The sequence below is a fragment of the Micromonospora sp. NPDC050795 genome (assembly GCF_044456785.1).
Taxonomy (GTDB): Bacteria; Actinomycetota; Actinomycetes; order Mycobacteriales; family Micromonosporaceae; genus Micromonospora.
The window spans coordinates 11,781-30,685 of sequence record NZ_JBITGE010000021.1 but is presented as its reverse complement, the minus strand read 5'-3'; the positions used below and the strand labels follow the sequence as shown (position 1 = coordinate 30,685).

The window sequence follows — 18,905 nt, the reverse complement described above, 5'->3', positions numbered from 1 at the left end:
GTCCAGACTAGCAGTGGAACGGATCGTTCCGCTCTGCTATGGTAGTCGCAGAACGAAACATTCCGTTCCGAAGGAGTTCCGGCATGAGTGACACCGCGATCCGCCCGTTCCGCGTCGAGATCCCGCAGACCGCCCTCGACGACCTGGCCGCCCGGCTGGACCGCACCCTCTGGCCCGTCGAACTGCCCGACGCGGGCGACTCGTACGGGATGAGCAACGACCGGGTGCGCGACCTCGTCGACAGGTGGCGAGGCGGGTTCGACTGGCGTGCCGTCGAGGTCCGCCTGAACGCCCACCCGCAGTTCGTCACCGAGATCGACGGCGAGCCGATCCACTTCCTGCACGTCCGGTCGTCCCGGCCGGACGCCACGGCGCTGGTGCTCACCCACGGCTGGCCCGGCTCGGTGCTGGAATACCTCGACGTGATCGCCCCGCTCACCGAGCCGACCGACCCGGACGCGCCGGCCTTCCACGTGGTCGTCCCGTCGCTGCCCGGCTTCGGCTTCTCCGGCCCGACCCGCAGCGCCGGCTGGAACCGGTTCCGCATCGCCCGCGCCTGGGCCGAGCTGATGAACCGCCTGGGGTACGACAGCTACGGCGCTGTCGGCAACGACGCCGGCTCGATGGTCGCGCCGGAGCTGGGCCGGGTCGATCCGGAGCACGTGCTCGGCGTACACGTCACCCAACTCTTCTCGTTCCCCTCCGGCGACCCGGCCGAGTTCGCCGGGCTCTCCGAGACGGACCAGGCCGCGCTCGGGCACCTCCAGTGGTTCTACGAGAACAAGTTCTCCTTCAACCAGGTGCACAGTCAGCAGCCGCAGACCCTGGCGTTCGCGCTGACCGACTCGCCGGTGGGGCTGCTCGCCTGGAACGCCCAGCTCTTCGACGAGAGCCTGGACGCCGACTTCGTCCTGGCCAACGTGGCGCTCTACTGGTTCACCGGCACTGCCGCCTCGGCGATCCGGCTCTACTGGGAGGACGCACACGCCGGCGAGCCGCCGACCGAGCCGACCACCGCTCCGACCGCGCTGGCCATGTTCCCCGGCGACTTCCAGTCCATCCGCCGCTTCGCCGAGCGGGACCACGCGAACATCGTCCGGTGGACGGCGCACGAGACCGACGTCGACGGCCGGGGCGACGTCGGCGGCCACTACGCGGCCCACCAGGCCACCGGTGTCCTGGTCGCCGACATCCGCGAGTTCTTCGCCAGCCTCCGCTGACCGCCAGCGCTTGATCGACTCGGCTTCCTTGAAGTCGCGGTGTCCTGGTGGTCCGGACACCCCGACTTCCGGGAAGCCGAGTCGATCACCTCAAGGAGCGCACCCGGACGGCCATCACGGGCCGATTCGCCGGGGCAACCGGGCGGTGCAGGGGGTCTCATGGTCGGCGCGGAGCACACAGCGATGGCCACCGTCCATCCGCCGGTCACAGAAGACCCAGTGCCGCACCCCTTGGGCATCCTCGGTCGAGACGGTTATCCCGCCAAGGTCAATCCGGGCGAGAAAGGCCAGCGACCGGCCGGCGGTGCGCCCCAACATCTTGGCGCGCGCCAGGTCGGGCGCGGATATCGGCAGATGGATGACGTACCGCCCGGTCATCGCCGCCACCCTCGGTCAACCATCAGCGATCTTCCTCTCCTCGGCAGGTGCGGGAAGAACGGGTGTTCGTAGCGGAGTAGTCGTAAAGATCGACTCGGGTTCCTTGAAGTCGGGGTGTCCGGACCACCAGGACACCGCGACATCATGAAAGTCGAGTCGATCACGGCCGATGAGCTGCGCAGGGCCTGGTCTGACGACCGGCGGCCGTCCAAGATCTGCGGATTGTTCATCAAGCGGTAGCCTTGGCTGGTGCGAGTACGTGTCGAGCAGACCGCCCTACCCGGGATCGGGGTACGTCACGATCTGGTAACGGAGTCCGGACGCCGCCTGGGCGTCGTCTCCCATCGCAATGGCCGCCGTGATCTCGTTCTCTACGATCCCGACGACCCCGATGCCTGCCAGGCGGACATCCCGCTGACCGACGACGAGGCCGAGGCCCTGGCCGACATCCTCGGTGCGTCGCTGATGCTCGGTCAACTCTCCGGGCTCCGGGAGCAGGCCGCCGGTCTGCTCACCGAGCAGATCGCCATCACGGCCGGCTCCCCGTACGTCAACCGGAAGCTCGGCGACACCAAGGCGCGTACCCGCACCAGCGCCTCCATCGTGGCGGTGCTGCGCGAAGGCGAAGTGATCGTCTCGCCACTCCCCTCCTTCCGCTTCGCAGCCGGCGACGTGGTGGTCGTCGTCGGGACCCGCAGAGGTCTCGACGGTGTGTCCGCCATCCTCGCCGACAGTGACCCGGACGGCTGAGGCGGATGCACGATTTCACCACGCTGCTCATCGAAGTCGGTGCGCTGCTGTTGCTGCTTGGCCTCCTCGGCCGGCTGAGCCGGCGCTTCGGCCTCTCGCCCATTCCCCTCTACCTGCTCGCCGGGCTCGCGTTCGGGCACGGCGGGCTGCTCCCGCTCGCCGCCAGCGAGGAGTTCTTCGCGGTCGGCGCCGAGATCGGCGTCATCCTGCTGCTGGTGATGCTCGGCCTGGAGTACTCGGCCAACGAACTGGTCGGCAACCTCCGCTCGGCAGCCCCGGCCGGGCTGATCGACGGCGTGTTCAACGCGCTGCCCGGCGCGGCCTTCGCCCTGCTGCTCGGCTGGGACTGGGTCGCCGCCCTGGTGCTCGGCGGCATCACCTGGGTCTCCTCCTCCGGGGTGATCGCCAAGGTCCTCGCCGACCTGGGCCGGCTCGGTAACCGGGAAACCCCGGTGATCCTCTCGGTGCTGGTCATCGAGGACCTGGCGATGGCGCTCTACCTGCCACTCGTCACCGCCGTACTGGCCGGCACCGGCCTGCTCGGCGGCGGGATCGCGCTCACCGTCGCGGTGGGCACCGTGCTGATCGTGCTGGTGGTCGCCATCCGGTACGGCCACCTGATCTCGTCCGCCCTGTCGGCGAAGGACCCGGAGGCGCTGCTGCTCGGCGTACTCGGTCTGACGTTGCTGATCGCGGGCATCGCCGCGTCGCTCCAGGTGTCGGCGGCGGTCGGCGCGTTCCTCGTCGGCATCGCGCTCTCCGGCCCGGTGGCGCACCACGCCACCGAGTTGCTCTCGCCCCTGCGGGACCTGTTCGCCGCGGTGTTCTTCGTCTTCTTCGGCCTGACCACGGACCCGCAGGACATCCCGCCGGTGCTGCTGCCGGCGCTCGCGCTGGCCGTGATCACCATGGCGACGAAGACGGCCACCGGTTACCTCGCCGCCCGTCGGGTCGGCATCGCCGAACCCGGTCGATGGCGGACCGGCCTGGCACTCGTACCCCGAGGTGAGTTCTCCATCGTCATCGCCGGTCTCGCGGTGGCCGCCGGGAGCGTCGAGCCGCGGTTGGCAGCGCTGGCCGCGACGTACGTCCTGATCACCGTGGTGACCGGGCCGATCCTGGCCCGGCTGCCGGACTTCCCGTGGTTCAAGCGGTGGCTGCGCAACCGAGCGGCGGCGCAGCGGCGGGGGCCGGCCCCGGTCATCGACTCACTGCACTGAGGTCCACCTGAACGCCGCAGCCGCATGGGTCGCACCCTCGCGGAGGTAGAAGCGGTGCGCCTCGGTCCGGGCGAGGCCGGACTCCAGGAAGACGTAGTCGGCACCGTGGTCGTGCGCCCATGCCCTGGCCGTCGTCAGGAGGCTGGAGCCGACACCCCGGGAGCGCCACTCAGGGTGCACAGCGAGGTCCTCGATCGAAGCCCGACGGCCGAAGCGCACCGAGAGGATGTCCACGTAGACGCTGGCCACACCGACCACCTGGCCTTCACCCGATCGCGCCGCGAAGAGTGCGACGTCGTCGTGGGCGAGCCCGGTCCGCTCGACGGCACGATCGCGGTCCCAATCCCCGGGACGGCGGCCGGGAGGGGCGAAAAGCCACTCCAGCCCCGTGACGAACTCGGCCTCGGCTCCTCGCTGTAACTGTCGTACGTGGATGGTCATGGGGACATCATCGGCTGTGTCATCGATGCAACCGACCCGCCCATGCCAACGGTTGCGGAATTGCTCCTCGCGGGTACTACCGCAGCACCCGACGGCGGGTTACCGTTTCGCCCCAGCAGCCAGGGTCCGCAGGCAGCGTTGCCAAACGCGGGCGAGAGCGGAAGGTCAGCCGGTGAGCGTGCAGGAGTCGACGTTCCACGGCTTCGCCAACCCCGTCGATCCGACTCCGGCGGAGTTGCGAGCTTGGGCGTACAAGCCCGATTCAGTGCCGTTGGCGTCGATGCCACCGGACTGGGACCTGCTGGTCTCCGGCGACCGGCTGGTGTTGACGCTCTTCGAGTTAGCGATGGATCCAACCTGCCCGGCCCGGCGGTTCGCGCTGCACTGCCTCTACATCTACGCGGCCGACGGCATCCGGACGAACTTCCGCGCCCATCCCAAGCGCCGCTTCCGCAAGCTCGTCGAACAGGCCGAGCGTGACGGCGACGAACTGATGAAGGTCTGGGCGCACAACGGCCGGGTGCTGTTGGCCCGACCGGACCTCTTCGTCTATCGGGACTGGTGCGAGGGCGGCCTGGTCCGCGAGAACCGCCGCCTCGGCTGAACTGCCGGATTCGCTGCGGTTCTTTCGCCGATCTTGCACTTTCTGTTCCGACCTATTGCGCGAAGCTAGACATTCCGTCATCCCAAACTGCAAGATCGCGGAATTGCGCGCGGGGCGCGCGGGGTACGCGGGGCGGGCCGGGACCCCCCGTGGGTCCCGGCCCGCACGTTGGTTACCGGTCAGTCCTGCTTGCGTTCTGGTTCGGCTTGGACCCGTTCGGCGGCGTGGTCCCCGTTTTCGGCGAACCGGCCCGCGATGATCCGGTCCCGGTAGGTCCCCTCGGTCACCTTGTCGAACTTCTTGCGGACGGTCTCGGCCAGGTTCTCCAGCCGGTCCTCGGTCTGTTGGGCCACCTTCTTCGCCGATTCCGCCATCGCTCCCCCTCGCCATGCCGGTAGGTCCAGATTAGGCCGATTGGACCCTTATCGACAGGCTAACTGAAGCGGCCCGGACCGCGCCGGGAATCCGGCGCGGTCCGGGCCGAGAAGACAGATCCGGGTGAGCGGCAGCTCAGCGATCGGGCGTACGGCGGGGACGCCACACCACCAGGGCGGTGGACGTGCGGTTCGTCGGCACCAGATCCCGGCCCGGGAAGCGGGCCAGCGACTCCAGCTCCGCCACCCGGCGGTACGCGGCGTCCAGCTCAGCCTCCAGCCGGGCCACCCGCTGCTGCGCCTGCTCCAGCAGCCGCTCCAGCCCGATGATCCGCTTGACGCCGGCCAGGTTGATTCCGTCGTCCTGACTGAGCCGCTGCACCTCGCGCAACAGCACGACGTCGCGGACGCTGTAGCGACGCCCGCCACCAGCGGCTCGGCCGGGCTGCACGAGCCCCAGGCGGTCGTACTGGCGCAGGGTCTGCGGATGCATCCCCGCCATCCGAGCCGCCACCGAGATCATCAACACCTTGGCCTCGTAGGCAGGGTCGCCCGAACCGAGGAACTCGCCCGACATCCCGCTCACCTCCGCGTCCGTTCCACCGGACTAACTGACTCGACGCACCCGCGCGTCGAGATGTTCCCGGGCCGCCGGCGGGGTCTGCTCGGCGAACGACTCCAGCGCCGTGCGCGCCTCGTCGGACAACCGGGCCGGCACCACCACGTCCAGCGTGACCAGCAGGTCACCGGCCTGCCCGTCGCGGCGGACCACACCCTTGCCCCGGGCCCGCAGCACCCGACCGCTCGGCGTCCCCGGCGGCACCCGCAGGGTCACCGCCCCGTCGAGCGTGGGCACCCGCAGGTCCGTGCCGAGCACGGCCTCCGCAAAGGTCACCGGCACGGTCAGCGTCAGGTCGTCCCCGGTACGCCCGAACAGCTCGTCCGGCCGAACCTTGACCTGTACGAAAAGGTCACCCGCCGGGCCACCGCGTTCGCCCGGCTCACCGCGCCCGGCCAGCCGGATGCGTTGACCGTCGGCCACACCGGCGGGGAAGCGCACGTTCATGGTGCGGGTCTTTGTGACGCCGCCGCTGCCGTGGCACTCCGGGCACTTCTCCTCGACCACAGTGCCGACGCCCTGGCAGTTGCGGCACGGCTCGGAGAAGCTGAACGACCCCTGGTCGCGGGTGGTCACGCCGGCACCATGACAGACCGGGCAGGTACGCGGCTGGGTGCCGGGCTTCGCCCCGTTGCCGTGGCAGGTGTCGCAGACTCCCGGCGCGCGCAGAGTCAGGGGCAGCGTCACCCCACGCACCGCGTCGCCGAAGTCCAGCGCCACCTCGGTCTCCACGTTTCGACCACGGGCCGGACCGCGTGGCGCGGCCTGCCCACCGGCCTGACCGCCGCTGAAGATCGAGCTGAACAGATCCTGGAAGCCGGCACCACCGAAGCGACGATCGCCGCCACCTGCGCCGCCACCGAACATGTCGGAGACGTCGAACGGCATGCCGCCCGGCTGACCGCCACCCCTGGCGTTGCGCCGGAACGCGCCCGAGCCGAAGAGGGAACGCATCTCGTCGTACTCGCGACGGCGGCCGCTGTCCGACAGCACGTTGTACGCCTCGGACGCGGCCTTGAATCGCTCCTCGGCCTTCGGGTCGCCCGGGTTGTGGTCCGGGTGCGATTCCCGGGCCACCTTGCGGTACGCCTTCTTGATGTCATCCGCGGAGGCGGCCTTGTCCACGCCGAGCACGGCGTAGAAGTCCTTCTCGATCCAGTCCTTCGAACTCACCGGTCCACCTCCTTCCGACCCTGGTGGCCCGGCCGTCCCACCCACCGCTGGGCGGTGGGTGGGACGGCCTGCTCACTGCCTGGCACTATTCCGGATCCGCGACCGCGACCAGCGCGGGGCGCAGCAGCCGCTCACCGAGCTGGTAGCCGCGTCGCATGACCTGTACGCAGGTCGGCTCGCTGACGTCGGCCGAGGTCTGGTGCGCGACCGCCTCGTGCCGGGTCGGATCGAACGGGTCGCCCTGCTCGCCGAAGGCGTTCAGGCCGAACTTGCCCAGCGCGGTGGTGAGCTGTTCCGCCACCGTGCCGAACGGCCCGACCAGGTCGCCGTGTTCCCGGGCCCGGTCCAGGTCGTCGAGGATCGGCAGCAGCGCGGCCAGCACCGAGCCGGTCGCCTGCTCCTGCACGAGGCTGCGGTCCCGGTCGACCCGCTTGCGGTAGTTGGCGTACTCCGCCGACACCCGCTGGAGATCCCTGGTCCGCTCGTCCAGCTCGGCCCGTAGTGCCTCCAGCTCGGCGCCGAGCGAGGTGCCCGCGCGGCTACCGTCCACCGGCTGCGCCGGGGCGTCCACCACCGCCGGGCCGGACGGCTCCGGCCCGTCGGTGGAGTTGACCTCGACCTCGATCTCGTCGACCACGACCTCGGCGTCCTCGACCAGACCCTCGGCCGGCACACCGGCCTCCGCGTCCGCGGCGGTCCCCTCCGGCTCGGCGGTGTCGACGAGCTTACGGTTGTTGCGGATGACGACCCGCTCCCCGTCGCCGGTCGGCTCCGTGGTCGCGGAGCCACCCGGCGTCGACCCGGTGTCGCCCGGGTCGGCGGCTCGTGGCTTCTGCGTCATGCGGCTACCTCATCCCCTTCGCGGTGGAAACGTGTCGGAGGCCGACGGTCACTTCTTGCCGTCCTCGTCCACGATTTCCGCGTCGACCACGTCGTCGGCGCCGCCGGCCTGCGGGCCGGTCGCACCGGTCGCGCCGGTCGCACCCGGGCCGGGCTCGCCACCCGGCTGCTGACCCTGCTCGGCCTGAGACGAGTAGAGCAGCGAACCGGCCTGCTGGGAGACCTGAGCCAGCTTCTCGTGCGCCGACTTGATCTTCTCGATGTCCTGACCGCCGAGGGCGCCACGCAGCTCGCCGAGCGCCTCGTTGAGCTGCTCGCGGTTCTCAGCGGGCAGCTTGTCGCCGCTCTCGGCGAGGAACTTCTCGGTCTGCCACTGGAGCGCCTCGGCCACGTTGCGGGTCTCGGCGTCGTCGCGGCGACGCTTGTCCTCCTCCGCGTGCTCCTCGGCGTCCCGGCGCATCCGCTCGATGTCGTCCTTCGGCAGCGAGGAGCCGCCGGTGATCGTCATCTTCTGTTCCTTGCCGGTGCCCAGGTCCTTGGCGTGCACGTTGACGATGCCGTTGGCGTCGATGTCGAACGCGACCTCGATCTGCGGCACGCCGCGCGGCGCCGGCGGGAGGCCGGTCAGCTCGAAGGTGCCGAGCTTCTTGTTGTACGCCGCGATCTCCCGCTCACCCTGGAACACCTGGATCAGCACCGACGGCTGGTTGTCGTCGGCCGTGGTGAAGACCTCGGAACGCTTGGTCGGGATGGTGGTGTTGCGCTCGATCAGCTTGGTGAAGATGCCGCCCTTGGTCTCGATGCCCAGGCTCAGCGGAGTCACGTCGAGCAGCAGGACGTCCTTGACCTCACCCTTAAGCACGCCGGCCTGGAGGGCGGCGCCGACGGCGACCACCTCGTCCGGGTTGACGCCCTTGTTCGGGTCACGACCGGTGAGCTGCTTGACCAGGTCGGTCACGGCGGGCATCCGGGTCGAACCACCGACCAGGATGACGTGCTCGACGTCGGAGATCTTGATCCCGGCGTCCTTCACGGCCTGCTCGAACGGGCCCTTGCAGCGGTCCAGCAGGTCCTGCGTCATCCGCTGGAACTCGGCACGGCTCAGCGTCACGTCGAGGTGCAGCGGGCCGGCCGCGCCGGCGGTGATGTACGGCAGGTTGATGTTGGTGGTGGTGGCTGCGGACAGCTCGATCTTGGCCTTCTCGGCTGCCTCGCGGAGCCGCTGGAGGGCCATCTTGTCCTGCGAAAGGTCGATGCCGTGCTCACCACGGAACGTCTTGACCAGGTGGTCGATGATCCGCTGGTCCCAGTCGTCGCCACCGAGCTGGTTGTCACCGCTCGTCGACTTGACCTCGACGACGCCCTCGGCCAGCTCCAGCAGCGAGACGTCGAAGGTGCCGCCACCGAGGTCGAAGACCAGGACGGTCTGCTCCTTGGAGCCCTTGTCCAGCCCGTACGCCAGGGCGGCGGCCGTCGGCTCGTTGACGATCCGCAGCACGTTGAAGCCGGCGATCTCACCGGCCTCCTTCGTCGCCTGGCGCTGGCTGTCGTTGAAGTAGGCCGGAACGGTGATCACCGCGTCGGTGATCTGCTCGCCCAGGTACGCCTCGGCGTCCCGCTTGAGCTTCATCAGCGTCCGGGCCGAGATCTCCTGCGGGGTGTACTTCTTGCCGTCGATGTCGACGGACCAGTTCGTGCCGACCTCGCGCTTGACCGACCGGATCGTCCGGTCCGGGTTGGTCACCGCTTGGCGCTTGGCGACCTCACCGACGAGCACCTCGCCGTTGCGGGCGAACGCGACGATCGAAGGAGTCGTCCGCGAACCCTCGGCGTTGGCGATGACGGTGGGCTCACCGCCCTCGAGAACGCTGACGCAGGAGTTCGTCGTGCCGAGGTCGATACCGACCGCACGTGCCATCTTCGCTTCCTCGCTTCGTAAGGTTGTGCAGGTGACGGGCATCGCCCGTGGGCTGCTGGCGAGCACCGCCCGCAGCGGGCCCCACCACAAGTTGAGTGAACTTGACTCAATAGTGCCACGCGTTGGCCAATCGTCAAGGTGACTTGAGTCAACCCGACGCAACCCAGCCGTTATTACCGTCCGGTTGTCTTCCCTTGCATCGGTCGGGCACGCTTTAGCGGTGACGACGCACGGCGATCCCGCCACCCATTCCGGTGCGCCCGCCGTCGCAGCCCGCACCGACCCGCCGGCCGCCGCGGAGGAGCCCCCCGCCACCACCGGGGACGGCAGCCTCCCCGGCGCACTGTCGGGCCTCCGGGAGGCGATCGGCGCGACCCGCTATCCCCTCGCGCTGCCCTCCGCCGGCCCCGCCCGGCACACCGCCACCGCCCTCACCGACCAACTCGACGACTACCTGCTGCCCCGGCTCGCCCGGCTGGACGCCCCACTGCTCGTGGTGGTCGGCGGCTCCACCGGCGCGGGTAAATCGACCCTGGTCAACAGCCTGGTCAAGGCCCGGGTCAGCGCCGCCGGCGTGCTCCGGCCGACCACCCGCTCCCCGGTGCTGGTCTGCAACCCGTCCGACGCGGCCTGGTTTCGGCAGGGAGAGCTCCTGCCCGGTCTGACCCGCACCACCGAGCCGAGCGACGATCCGCGCGCCCTGCACCTCGTCACCGCCCCGGCCCTGCCCGCCGGGCTGGCCTTCCTCGACGCGCCCGACATCGACTCGGTCGTCGACGCCAACCGGGCGCTCGCCACCCAACTGCTGGCCGCCGCCGACCTGTGGCTCTTCGTCACCACCGCCGCCCGGTACGCGGACGCGGTGCCCTGGGAGCTGCTGCGCAGCGCCCGGGCACGCGGCGCCGTGATCGCCATGGTGCTGGACCGGGTGCCCGCCGAGGCCACCGAAGAGATCGCCGCGCACCTGACCGAGATGCTCGCCGAGCAGGACCTCGGCCGGGCGCCGCTGTTCGTGCTGCCCGAAACCTGGACCGACGGTCAGGGGCTGCTCCCCGAGGGAGTCACCGCCCCCCTTGCCGACTGGTTCGCCCGGTTGGCCGCCGACGCGGACGCCCGGGCGGCGGTGGTCCGCCAGACCCTCGACGGGGCGCTGGCCGCACTCCACCCCGCCGTGGAAGATCTGGCCGACGCCGCCGACGAGCAGCTCGCCGCCGCCGACGGGCTGGACGAACGGGTCCGGGCCGCGTACCGGGGTGCCGAGCGCACCGTCGAGCAGGGGCTCCAGGACGGCCGGCTGCTCCGGGGTGAGGTGCTCGCCCGCTGGCAGGAGTTCGTCGGCACCGGCGAGCTGTTCCGCACGTTGGAGGCACGGATCGGCCGCCTCCGGGACCGGGTCGTGGCCGCCGTCACCGGCCGGCCGGCGCCCGCCGCCGAGCTGCGCAACGCCATCGAGTCCCAATTGGTGACGCTGCTGCGCGGGGTGGCCTCGGAGGCTGCCGAGTCCGCGTACACCGGGTGGAAGGCACACCCGGCCGGCGCCGGGCTGCTCGACCCGGCGCTCGCCCACCCGAGCGACGACCTACCCGAACGCGCCGAGCGCATGGTCCGGGACTGGCAGCGCGGAGTGCTGGAACTGGTCCGGGTCGAGGGCGGTGACAAGCGGTTCGTGGCCCGCACCGCCGCGTACGCGGTGAACGCCACCGGGCTGGCCGTGATGATCGCCGTCTTCGCCTCCACCGCGTTCATCCCGACCGGGCTGGAACTGGCGACCGGTGCCGGCACCACCGTCGCCGCGCAGGCCGTCCTCCAGGCGATCTTCGGCGACCAGGCGGTGCGTACCCTCGCCGCGAAGGCCCGCACCGACCTGCTGGGCCGGGTGCGGACGCTGCTCGACGCGGAGGCCGACCGTTTCCTGAGCCGCACCGCCGACGCCCGCCCCGCCGCGGACGCCGGCGACGGACTGCGCCGGGCCGCCGGCCGGGTCGAGCTGGCCCGGCACCGCAGCGGCCTGTCCGCCGCCGACGAGGAGGGCTCCCGGTGAGCAACATCGCCGGCCGGGTACGCGAGGTGTTCCGCGGGGACCAGCGGGTCGACGCCGACGCGCTGATCGCCCGCCTGGACGCGGTACGCCGGTTCCTGGGCGCCGTGGACGGTCTGCTGCCGGACTCCGACCTGGTGCCCGCGCACACCCTTGTCGAGCGGGCCGGCACCCGGCTCGCGCTGTCCCGGGACCACACGGTGGTCGCCCTGGCCGGTGCCACGGGCAGCGGCAAGTCCAGCCTCTTCAACGCGTTGGCCCAACTGGAACTCTCGCCGGTCGGGGTGCGCCGGCCGACCACCGGCGTCACCCACGCCTGCGTGTGGGGGCCGCTGGAGGGCGCCAACCACCTGCTCGACTGGATCGGCGTACTGCCCCGACACCGCTTCGTCCGGGAGAGCGCCCTGGACGCGGACGACGAGACGGCCCTGCACGGGCTGATCCTGCTCGACCTGCCCGACTTCGACTCGGTGCAGCGATCGCACCGGCTCGAGGTGGACCGACTCCTGGGCCTTGTCGACCAGGTGGTCTGGGTGGTCGACCCGCAGAAGTACGCCGACCGGGTCATCCACGACAGCTACCTGCGCGAGTTCCACCGGCACCGCGACGTCACCCTGGTCGTGCTCAACCAGGCCGACCGGCTGCCTCCGGCCGAGGTGCCCCGGGTCCTGGACGACCTGCGTCGGCTGCTCGACACGGACGGGCTGACCGGGGTGCCCCTGCTAGCCACCACCGCCATCGATCCGGCCGGAATGGTCGGGCTGCGCAACGCGCTGGAGCGCACGGTCGCCGAGCGGCAGGCCGCGTTGCGGCGGCTCGCTGGCGACGTCGACACGGTCGTCGCCGGCCTGGACGAGCTGGTCGGTTCGGCCCGGCCGGCGGGCGGGCCCGACGACACCTCCGTCAACGGGCTGAACCGGGCGCTGGCCGGGGCCGCCGGGGTGCCGGCGGTGACCGAGGCCGTGGAGCGGGCGTACCGGCACCGGGCCGGCGCGGCCACCGGCTGGCCCGTGGTCCGGGGCTGGCGGCGGTTGCGGCCCGACCCGCTGCGTCGGCTGCACCTGCCCGGTCCGACCGGTGACCAGGCCGACCCGGCGGAGAGCCTGGTGGCGGCCACCTCGGTACCGGACCCGACGGCCGCCCAGCGTTCGGCGCTCGGCCTCGCCATCCGCGCGGTGGCCGACCGGGCCGCCGCCGACCTGCCCGCGGCCTGGCCCGGCGCGGTGACCTCCGCCGCCCGGTCCCGCCTCGGCGACCTGCCGGACGCCCTGGACCGCACGATCGCCGGCACCGACCTCGGCCTCGACCGTCGCCCGCTGTGGTGGCGTCTCGTCGGCGGTGTGCAGTGGTTGGTCACGCTCGCCGCCGTGGTCGGGCTGGGCTGGTTGGTGCTCGGCTACGCGCTGCGGGCGCTCGGCCTGCCCGCGCTGGACAACCCGATGGTCGGCCAGGTGCCACTGCCGACCGTCCTGCTGCTCGGCGGCCTGCTGGCCGGGCTGCTGGTGGCGGCACTGACCCGGCCGGTGGTGCGCCTGGCCGCCCGGCGCGCCCGGGCCCGCGCCGACCAGCGGCTGACGGCGCGGGTCGCCCAGGTGGGCGACGAGTACGTACTGACACCGGTACGGACCGTGCTCGGCTCGTACGCCCAGGCACGCGACGCGCTGCGGGACGCCGCACGCCGCTGACGCTCCCGCACGGCTCGCTACCGCTCTGCGTACGCCCCGGGCGGCGTAGGGTCGGAGCATGGCCACGCCTCAGACCCCCTACGACGCGGTGCTGCACGCCGCACGCGACGTGACCAAGCTGGAGTCCGCCCTCGACGCCGAGATGCTCGGCAGCGCCCTGCTGGGCAGTGTCTACGCGATCGCGGAGACCGACCGCGACGCCGCCGTACGGGAGTTCGTCACCGGTTTCCTCGCCGCCACCGCCCGCCGCAGGGTCGCGGCGGCGACCACCATCCGGCAGGTCTTCGCCACCCTCGTTCCGACCGCCGAGGGTGCCGATCGGGTGCGCCCGGGCAGCCAGGCGCCCACCTGGACGGCTCAGCTCGGCCGGGTGCACCTCACCGGCACCTGGGCGTACGGCGACGTGTACGGCGACCAGACCTCCTACCTCGCGAGCTTCGCCTACGACGACGAGTCCGGCGGCTCGGAGCACGCGCTGGTGGCCCTGGTGGACCACAACATCGGGATCACCAAGGACATCTTCGTCGGCGGGCCGGCCGAACGGATCCTGGACCAGGTCCGGCAGATGTGCGCCGACGACGAGCTGACCTGGTTCCGTACCGAAGATCCAGCCCAGTTCCGGGGCGAGGTGGCTCGCCACCTGGCGGTCACCGACGACCTGGGCGAGTTGCCCGGCGAGGGGTCGCTCGCCACCGACCGGGCGTTGGTCGGGGCCCGGCTGGCGATGCTGCCCACCGCGGCCGACCCGACCGGTCCGGCGGAGGTCGAGCCGCTCTCCGCGGCCGAGCGCACCGACCTGGTCCGGCGGTTCCTCGCCGCGCCGGAGGCCGCCCGCTTTGGGCTGGACGCCGTCGACGGCCCGGAGTTGGCCTCGCTGCACTTCTGCCTGAGCCTGCTGCTGGACCACTCGGCGAGCTTCCCGGACGCCGATCCGATGCGCTGGAGTCCGGCGGTGTCCGGGCTCTTCCTGCTGGACTGGGTGCACCGCCGGGCCGTGCTGGACATGGACGACGCGGCGATGCTCCCCCGGGTGCTGCGGGCCTGGGCGCGGTACGCGTCGCGCCAGCGCGGGCTGCCCGAGGCGGCGACGACGCGCACCGACGAGGCGATCGAGGAGATGGTGCCGGAGTTCGCCCGCCTCTACTCGACCGGTGAGCGGCGCAGCGCGGCCACCGCCGCGGTGGCGCAGCTGATGGCCGACGGGGTGGACCCGGACGACCCGGCCGCGCTGGACGCGTGGATCGAGGCGAACCGCCACCGCCTCGCCGACGACGGCGCCTGACGGCGTCCGAGGGTGGGCGGCTGCGCGCCGCCCGCCCTCGGCCCGGCTAACGCAGCGAACCGAAGATCACCGCGGCGATCAGGGCGCCGAGCGCACCTCCGGTCAGCACCTGTGCCAGCGTGTGGTCTTTCAGCCGTACCCGGGACCAGCCGACCACCGCCAGCAGCGGTGCGGCGACGACCAGTCGGGTCCCGAAGGTCAGCATCAGGATGACCAGTGTGCCGGCGGCCACCGCCGAGTGGATCGACATCTTCCACCAGTGGCTGACCGACACGGCGACGACGAGGCCGACGAGGCCGGACACCGCCAGTGCCAGCACCGGGCGGGGCGCGCCGAGCACGGCGAGCAGGGCAAGCCCTGCCGCGACCGAACCGAGGCCGACCAGCAGCGGCCCCCGGCGCTGCTCCCGGCGGCCGACGTGGTGGTCGGTGAGCCGGCCCCGGCGTACCCCGCCGACGATGTAGGCGAACGGAATGCCGGTGACGAAGAGAGTGGCGAGCAGACCCCAGACGAGGCCCTGACCGGGGCGGCTGGCGCTGCGCCAGCTCACCGTGATGATCAGCAGCGACACGAGTACCGCCGGGGCGGTCACCTCGGTGACCAGCCGGGCGATCCGCAGCCCCGGGCCGGGCCGGGTGACGACCGGGCGGGGTTCCGCACCGCCGCCCACGCCACCTCCTCCGGTACGCGCCTACCGCCGGGCGCAGCCGTCGCCGGACGGGTCGCGCCTGATCGTCACCGTACCGTCGGCGAGACCGCGGGGTATGTCGGTCCGGCCAGTGGCGCCGGGCTCACGCTGGGCGTCGGGGCGACGGCCGACGGCGACGGGGTCACCGGGCCGGGTCGGCGGGGCGGTACCGCGAGCGGCGTGGGTCTGGGGGCCGGGACGGACCGGGTGCTGGTCGGCACGGCGGTCGCTGTCGCGTCGTCGGTCGGCGTGGACGTCGGGTCCAGTGTGGGTGTCGGGTCCACCGTCAGGGTCGGGGTCGGATCGGGATCGGCCGAGCTGGAGGGGCCCGGCGAGTCGGTCGGGTCCGGGTCCGCCGAGTCGGTGGGGTCCGGGTCGGTCGGTTCCGGGTCCGGCGAGTCGGTCGGGTCCGGCGGATCGGTGGGGTCCGGCGGATCGGTGGGGTCCGGCGGATCGGTCGCATCCGGCGGATCGGTCGGTTCCGGGTCGGTCGGCGGTGGCGGAGCGACGGGCGGGGGTACCGGCGGCGAGGTGCTCCGCGTGGGTCTCGGTGCCACCGGCGGGGCGGTCGTCCACCGGGCGGGCCCGGGATCGGCAGCGGCGGGCCCTCCCCGCGCGTTCGACGGCGCGGCCGGCAGCCAGCCGCTGGTCGGGCCGACGCTGGGTGTGCCGAGCGGGGGAAGCGCCGGTTGGCTGGTCATCGGCATGGGGATCACCACCGGCCCGACGGACGGGGTCGGCATGAACGGGGTGCTGCTGTCCGGTAGGGCGGTGCTGCCTGGGGTGGCCGAGCCCGCGCTGATCGCGGCGAGGATGGGCATCGACGCCGTGCCGGCCAGCAGCGCGACGGTGAGCAGGTAACCGCGGGAGGTGCCACCGGCGCCGGGGGCCCGGTGGACACCGACCACCCGGCGATAGCCGCCAGCCGACCGGTGCCGACCGAGCGCTGGTGTGCCGGGACCGTCACCTGGCTCGTACACCGCACACCCCTAGTCGTCGGCCCCGTCGGAGGACATGAATGGACGCCGCCGTAGGGTAAAACCCGACAAATAACCCAATAGGCGCGATCCTGCGGGAATCAGCCTGGCGTAGTCACCCTGGGTCAGCCAACCTCCACAGCGTGTCGACACGCGGTGCTACCCGAACGGTGACGAATCGTGCCTCAACGCATGGGAAACGCCGGCCGGCATGATGGCGACAAACGGCGTCAAAGCACGGGCAGTCGGATTGCGGAGGCAGGCGTACTGTGGGCGCGCTCACCTGCTCTGCAAATATGGAGCACGACGGCAACGCAGCCGTGACCTCCGCGCACCCTCGCGGCAGGCGCGGTTGAGCGCCGGCGCTCCCGATCCGGGTTCGGCCAGACCCCGGATCACGCCGTGCGGCAACCCCCACCGGGGCTAGGCGCGGCCGCCAGGAACCGGTCCGGCAGCAGCCGGGCAGGCGCACGAGTTGCGCGGCCGGGTGACCCCCCGGTGCCGACGCAGACACGACAGGGAGACACCGATGGCAAAGGGCGACCCCGGGGGCACCACCCGCAGCAGGCGGGCTGCACCCCGCTCCAGGAAGGGCGCGGCCGGCGACCCCGCGCTGGTGCAGCTACTCACCCCCGAAGGCGAGCGGATCGACAGCGCCATCGGGCCGGACGGCACCGAGTACCGCGTCGACTTCACCGACGAGGAATACCGCGGTCTCTACCGCGACCTGGTGCTGGTCCGGAAGCTGGACGCCGAGGCGACCGCTCTCCAGCGTCAGGGCGAGCTGGGCCTGTGGGCCAGCCTGCTCGGCCAGGAAGCCGCCCAGGTCGGCTCCGGGCGGGCGCTGCGTACCCAGGACATGGCCTTCCCGACCTACCGGGAGCACGGCGTCCTCTACTGCCGGGGCATCGACCCGATCATGCCGCTCGGCCTGTTCCGCGGCGTCGACCAGGGCGGCTGGGACCCGAACGAGTTCAAGTTCAACATGTACACGATCGTCATCGGAGCGCAGACCCTGCACGCGACCGGCTACGCGATGGGCATCACCATCGACGGCAAGACCGGCACCGACGACGGCGAGGCGGCGATCGCCTACTTCGGTGACGGCGCCACCAGCCAGGGCGACGTGAACGAGGCGTTCGTCTGGGCCAGCGTGTTCAACGCGCCGCTGGTCTTCTTCTGCCAGAACAACCAGTACGCGATCTCCGAGCCGCTGGAGCGGCAGACCCGCGTGCCCCTCTACCAGCGGGCCGCCGGCTTCGGCTTCCCCGGAGTACGGGTGGACGGCAACGACGTGCTCGCCACGTACGCGGTCACCCGCACCGCGCTGGACAACGCCCGCCTCGGGCAGGGCCCGAGCCTGATCGAGGCGTACACCTACCGGATGGGCGCGCACACCACCTCCGACGACCCGACCCGCTACCGCATCGCCAGCGAGGTCGAGGCGTGGCAGGCCAAGGACCCGATCGCCCGGGTCAAGGCCTTCCTGGAGAAGCAGCAGATCGCCGACGCGGGCTTCTTCGCCGAGGTCGACGAGCAGGCCCGCCGCGAGTCGGTGCACCTGCGTGAGCGGGTGCCCGAGATGCCGAACCCGGAACCGGTGACGATGTTCGACCACGTCTACCCCAATGGGTCTCCGCTGCTCGACGAGCAGCGCGCGAAGTTCAGCCGCTACATGGAGTCGTTCGAGGGGAGCGCCCACTGATGGCCACGGAGACGCTCACCATCGGAAAGGCCCTCAACACCGGTCTGCGCCGCGCCCTGGAGAACGACCCCAAGGTCATCATCATGGGCGAGGACGTCGGCAAGCTCGGCGGCGTCTTCCGGATCACCGACGGTCTCCAGAAGGACTTCGGCGACCAGCGGGTGATCGACACCCCGTTGGCCGAGTCCGGCATCATCGGCACCGCTGTCGGTCTGGCCATCCGCGGCTACCGGCCGGTCTGCGAGATCCAGTTCGACGGCTTCGTCTACCCGGCGTACGACCAGATCGTGTCGCAGGTCGCGAAGATGCACTACCGCTCGGGCGGCAAGCTCAGCATCCCCATGGTGATCCGGATCCCGTTCGGCGGCGGCATCGGCGCGGTCGAGCACCACTCCGAGTCGCCGGAGGCGTACTTCGCGCACACCGCCGGCCTGAAGGTGGTGACCTGCTCGAACCCGCAGGACGCGTACGTGATGATCCAGCAGGCCATCGCCTCGGACGACCCGATCGTCTTCCTGGAGCCCAAGCGGCGCTACTGGGAGAAGGGCCAGGTCGACCTGGACGCGCCGCTGTCCGACGCGTACCCCCTGCACTCGGCCCGGGTCGTGCGGCCCGGCACCGACGTCACCGTGCTGGCCTACGGGCCGATGGTGCGGACCTGCCTGGAGGCGGCGACCGCCGCCGCCGAGGACGGCCGGGAGCTGGAGGTCATCGACCTGCGCTCGCTCTCGCCGCTGGATCTGACCGCGGCGTACGAGTCGGTGAAGCGCACCGGCCGTGTGGTCGTGGTGCACGAGGCACCGTCCAACATCGGCCTCGGCGCCGAGTTGGCCGCCCGGATCACCGAGGAGTGCTTCTACTCCCTGGAGTCGCCCGTGCTGCGGGTGACCGGCTTCGACACCCCCTACCCGGCCGCCCGGGTGGAGGAGGAGTACCTGCCCGACCTCGATCGGGTGCTCGACGCCGTCGACCGCACCTTCGGCTGGTGAGCGA

At 71.7% G+C, this 18,905-nt stretch carries 18 protein-coding genes; 9 read left to right on the top strand and 9 right to left on the bottom strand.

Annotation, left to right across the window (positions count from 1 at the left end; genetic code table 11):
• Positions 1-83: 83 nt before the first annotated feature.
• A complete protein-coding gene (locus tag ACIBEF_RS19430; protein ID WP_396794620.1) occupies positions 84-1,220 on the top strand; it encodes an epoxide hydrolase family protein in 1,137 nt (378 codons plus the stop codon).
• Between the two features lie 114 nt (positions 1,221-1,334).
• On the opposite strand, the gene ACIBEF_RS19425 is transcribed toward ACIBEF_RS19430, so the two are convergent.
• Complete coding sequence (locus ACIBEF_RS19425) at positions 1,335-1,598, bottom strand: hypothetical protein (protein WP_396794617.1); 264 nt, start codon at positions 1,596-1,598, stop codon at positions 1,335-1,337.
• Positions 1,599-1,847: 249 nt separating this feature from the next.
• Between ACIBEF_RS19425 and ACIBEF_RS19420 the strand changes: the two genes are divergently transcribed.
• Together ACIBEF_RS19420 and ACIBEF_RS19415 are read left to right on the top strand one after the other, a co-directional pair.
• On the top strand, positions 1,848-2,348 hold the full coding sequence (locus tag ACIBEF_RS19420) for a cation:proton antiporter regulatory subunit (protein ID WP_124815967.1): 501 nt from the start codon (positions 1,848-1,850) through the stop codon (positions 2,346-2,348).
• A gap of 5 nt (positions 2,349-2,353) precedes the next feature.
• A complete protein-coding gene (locus ACIBEF_RS19415; RefSeq protein ID WP_396794616.1) occupies positions 2,354-3,568 on the top strand; it encodes a cation:proton antiporter in 1,215 nt (404 codons plus the stop codon).
• On the opposite strand, the gene ACIBEF_RS19410 is transcribed toward ACIBEF_RS19415, so the two are convergent.
• Positions 3,557-4,009, bottom strand: coding sequence for a GNAT family N-acetyltransferase (locus ACIBEF_RS19410; protein WP_396794615.1), 453 nt, complete (start codon positions 4,007-4,009; stop codon positions 3,557-3,559). The genes ACIBEF_RS19415 and ACIBEF_RS19410 overlap by 12 nt on opposite strands.
• Before the next feature lie 172 nt (positions 4,010-4,181).
• On the opposite strand from ACIBEF_RS19410, the gene ACIBEF_RS19405 reads away from it, so the two are divergent.
• Positions 4,182-4,613 (top strand): hypothetical protein, encoded by a 432-nt coding sequence (locus ACIBEF_RS19405; RefSeq protein WP_112677468.1) that lies wholly within the window; start codon positions 4,182-4,184, stop codon positions 4,611-4,613.
• Positions 4,614-4,792: 179 nt separating this feature from the next.
• Here the strand turns inward: ACIBEF_RS19405 and ACIBEF_RS19400 are convergent, their stop codons facing one another.
• From ACIBEF_RS19400 to dnaK, 5 genes are all read right to left on the bottom strand, one after another.
• A complete protein-coding gene (locus ACIBEF_RS19400) occupies positions 4,793-4,987 on the bottom strand; it encodes a hypothetical protein (protein WP_396794614.1) in 195 nt (64 codons plus the stop codon).
• A 136-nt stretch (positions 4,988-5,123) separates the two neighbouring features.
• The gene (locus ACIBEF_RS19395) at positions 5,124-5,564 is read right to left on the bottom strand and encodes a heat shock protein transcriptional repressor HspR (RefSeq protein ID WP_030332087.1); all 441 of its coding nucleotides are present in this window, start codon (positions 5,562-5,564) and stop codon (positions 5,124-5,126) included.
• A 30-nt stretch (positions 5,565-5,594) separates the two neighbouring features.
• A complete protein-coding gene (gene dnaJ, locus ACIBEF_RS19390; protein ID WP_357208537.1) occupies positions 5,595-6,779 on the bottom strand; it encodes a molecular chaperone DnaJ in 1,185 nt (394 codons plus the stop codon).
• An 85-nt stretch (positions 6,780-6,864) separates the two neighbouring features.
• On the bottom strand, positions 6,865-7,620 hold the full coding sequence (grpE, locus tag ACIBEF_RS19385) for a nucleotide exchange factor GrpE (protein WP_396794612.1): 756 nt from the start codon (positions 7,618-7,620) through the stop codon (positions 6,865-6,867).
• 48 nt (positions 7,621-7,668) lie between these two features.
• Positions 7,669-9,537, bottom strand: coding sequence for a molecular chaperone DnaK (gene dnaK, locus ACIBEF_RS19380; protein WP_355004656.1), 1,869 nt, complete (start codon positions 9,535-9,537; stop codon positions 7,669-7,671).
• Between the two features lie 220 nt (positions 9,538-9,757).
• Here dnaK and ACIBEF_RS19375 point away from each other — a divergent pair, with 220 nt between their 5' ends.
• The 3 genes from ACIBEF_RS19375 to ACIBEF_RS19365 are packed head-to-tail and all read left to right on the top strand — an operon-like array spanning position 9,758 to position 14,542.
• Positions 9,758-11,578 carry an ABC transporter gene (locus ACIBEF_RS19375; protein WP_396794610.1) on the top strand — a complete coding sequence of 607 codons (1,821 nt, stop codon included), beginning with the start codon at positions 9,758-9,760 and terminating at the stop codon, positions 11,576-11,578.
• Positions 11,575-13,260 (top strand): GTPase, encoded by a 1,686-nt coding sequence (locus tag ACIBEF_RS19370; protein WP_396794608.1) that lies wholly within the window; start codon positions 11,575-11,577, stop codon positions 13,258-13,260. Before ACIBEF_RS19375 ends, ACIBEF_RS19370 begins: the two co-directional genes overlap by 4 nt.
• A 58-nt stretch (positions 13,261-13,318) precedes the next feature.
• A complete protein-coding gene (locus ACIBEF_RS19365) occupies positions 13,319-14,542 on the top strand; it encodes a hypothetical protein (protein WP_396794606.1) in 1,224 nt (407 codons plus the stop codon).
• Positions 14,543-14,588: 46 nt separating this feature from the next.
• On the opposite strand, the gene ACIBEF_RS19360 is transcribed toward ACIBEF_RS19365, so the two are convergent.
• Together ACIBEF_RS19360 and ACIBEF_RS19355 are read right to left on the bottom strand one after the other, a co-directional pair.
• A complete protein-coding gene (locus ACIBEF_RS19360; RefSeq protein WP_396794605.1) occupies positions 14,589-15,212 on the bottom strand; it encodes a phosphatase PAP2 family protein in 624 nt (207 codons plus the stop codon).
• Positions 15,213-15,277: 65 nt separating this feature from the next.
• A complete protein-coding gene (locus ACIBEF_RS19355) occupies positions 15,278-16,210 on the bottom strand; it encodes a hypothetical protein (RefSeq protein WP_396794604.1) in 933 nt (310 codons plus the stop codon).
• Positions 16,211-16,736: 526 nt separating this feature from the next.
• Here ACIBEF_RS19355 and pdhA point away from each other — a divergent pair.
• The gene (gene pdhA, locus ACIBEF_RS19350) at positions 16,737-17,912 is read left to right on the top strand and encodes a pyruvate dehydrogenase (acetyl-transferring) E1 component subunit alpha (protein ID WP_396794603.1); all 1,176 of its coding nucleotides are present in this window, start codon (positions 16,737-16,739) and stop codon (positions 17,910-17,912) included.
• On the top strand, positions 17,912-18,901 hold the full coding sequence (locus tag ACIBEF_RS19345; protein WP_355004649.1) for an alpha-ketoacid dehydrogenase subunit beta: 990 nt from the start codon (positions 17,912-17,914) through the stop codon (positions 18,899-18,901). The genes pdhA and ACIBEF_RS19345 overlap by 1 nt, the downstream gene beginning before the upstream one ends.
• Positions 18,902-18,905 lie beyond the last annotated feature (4 nt).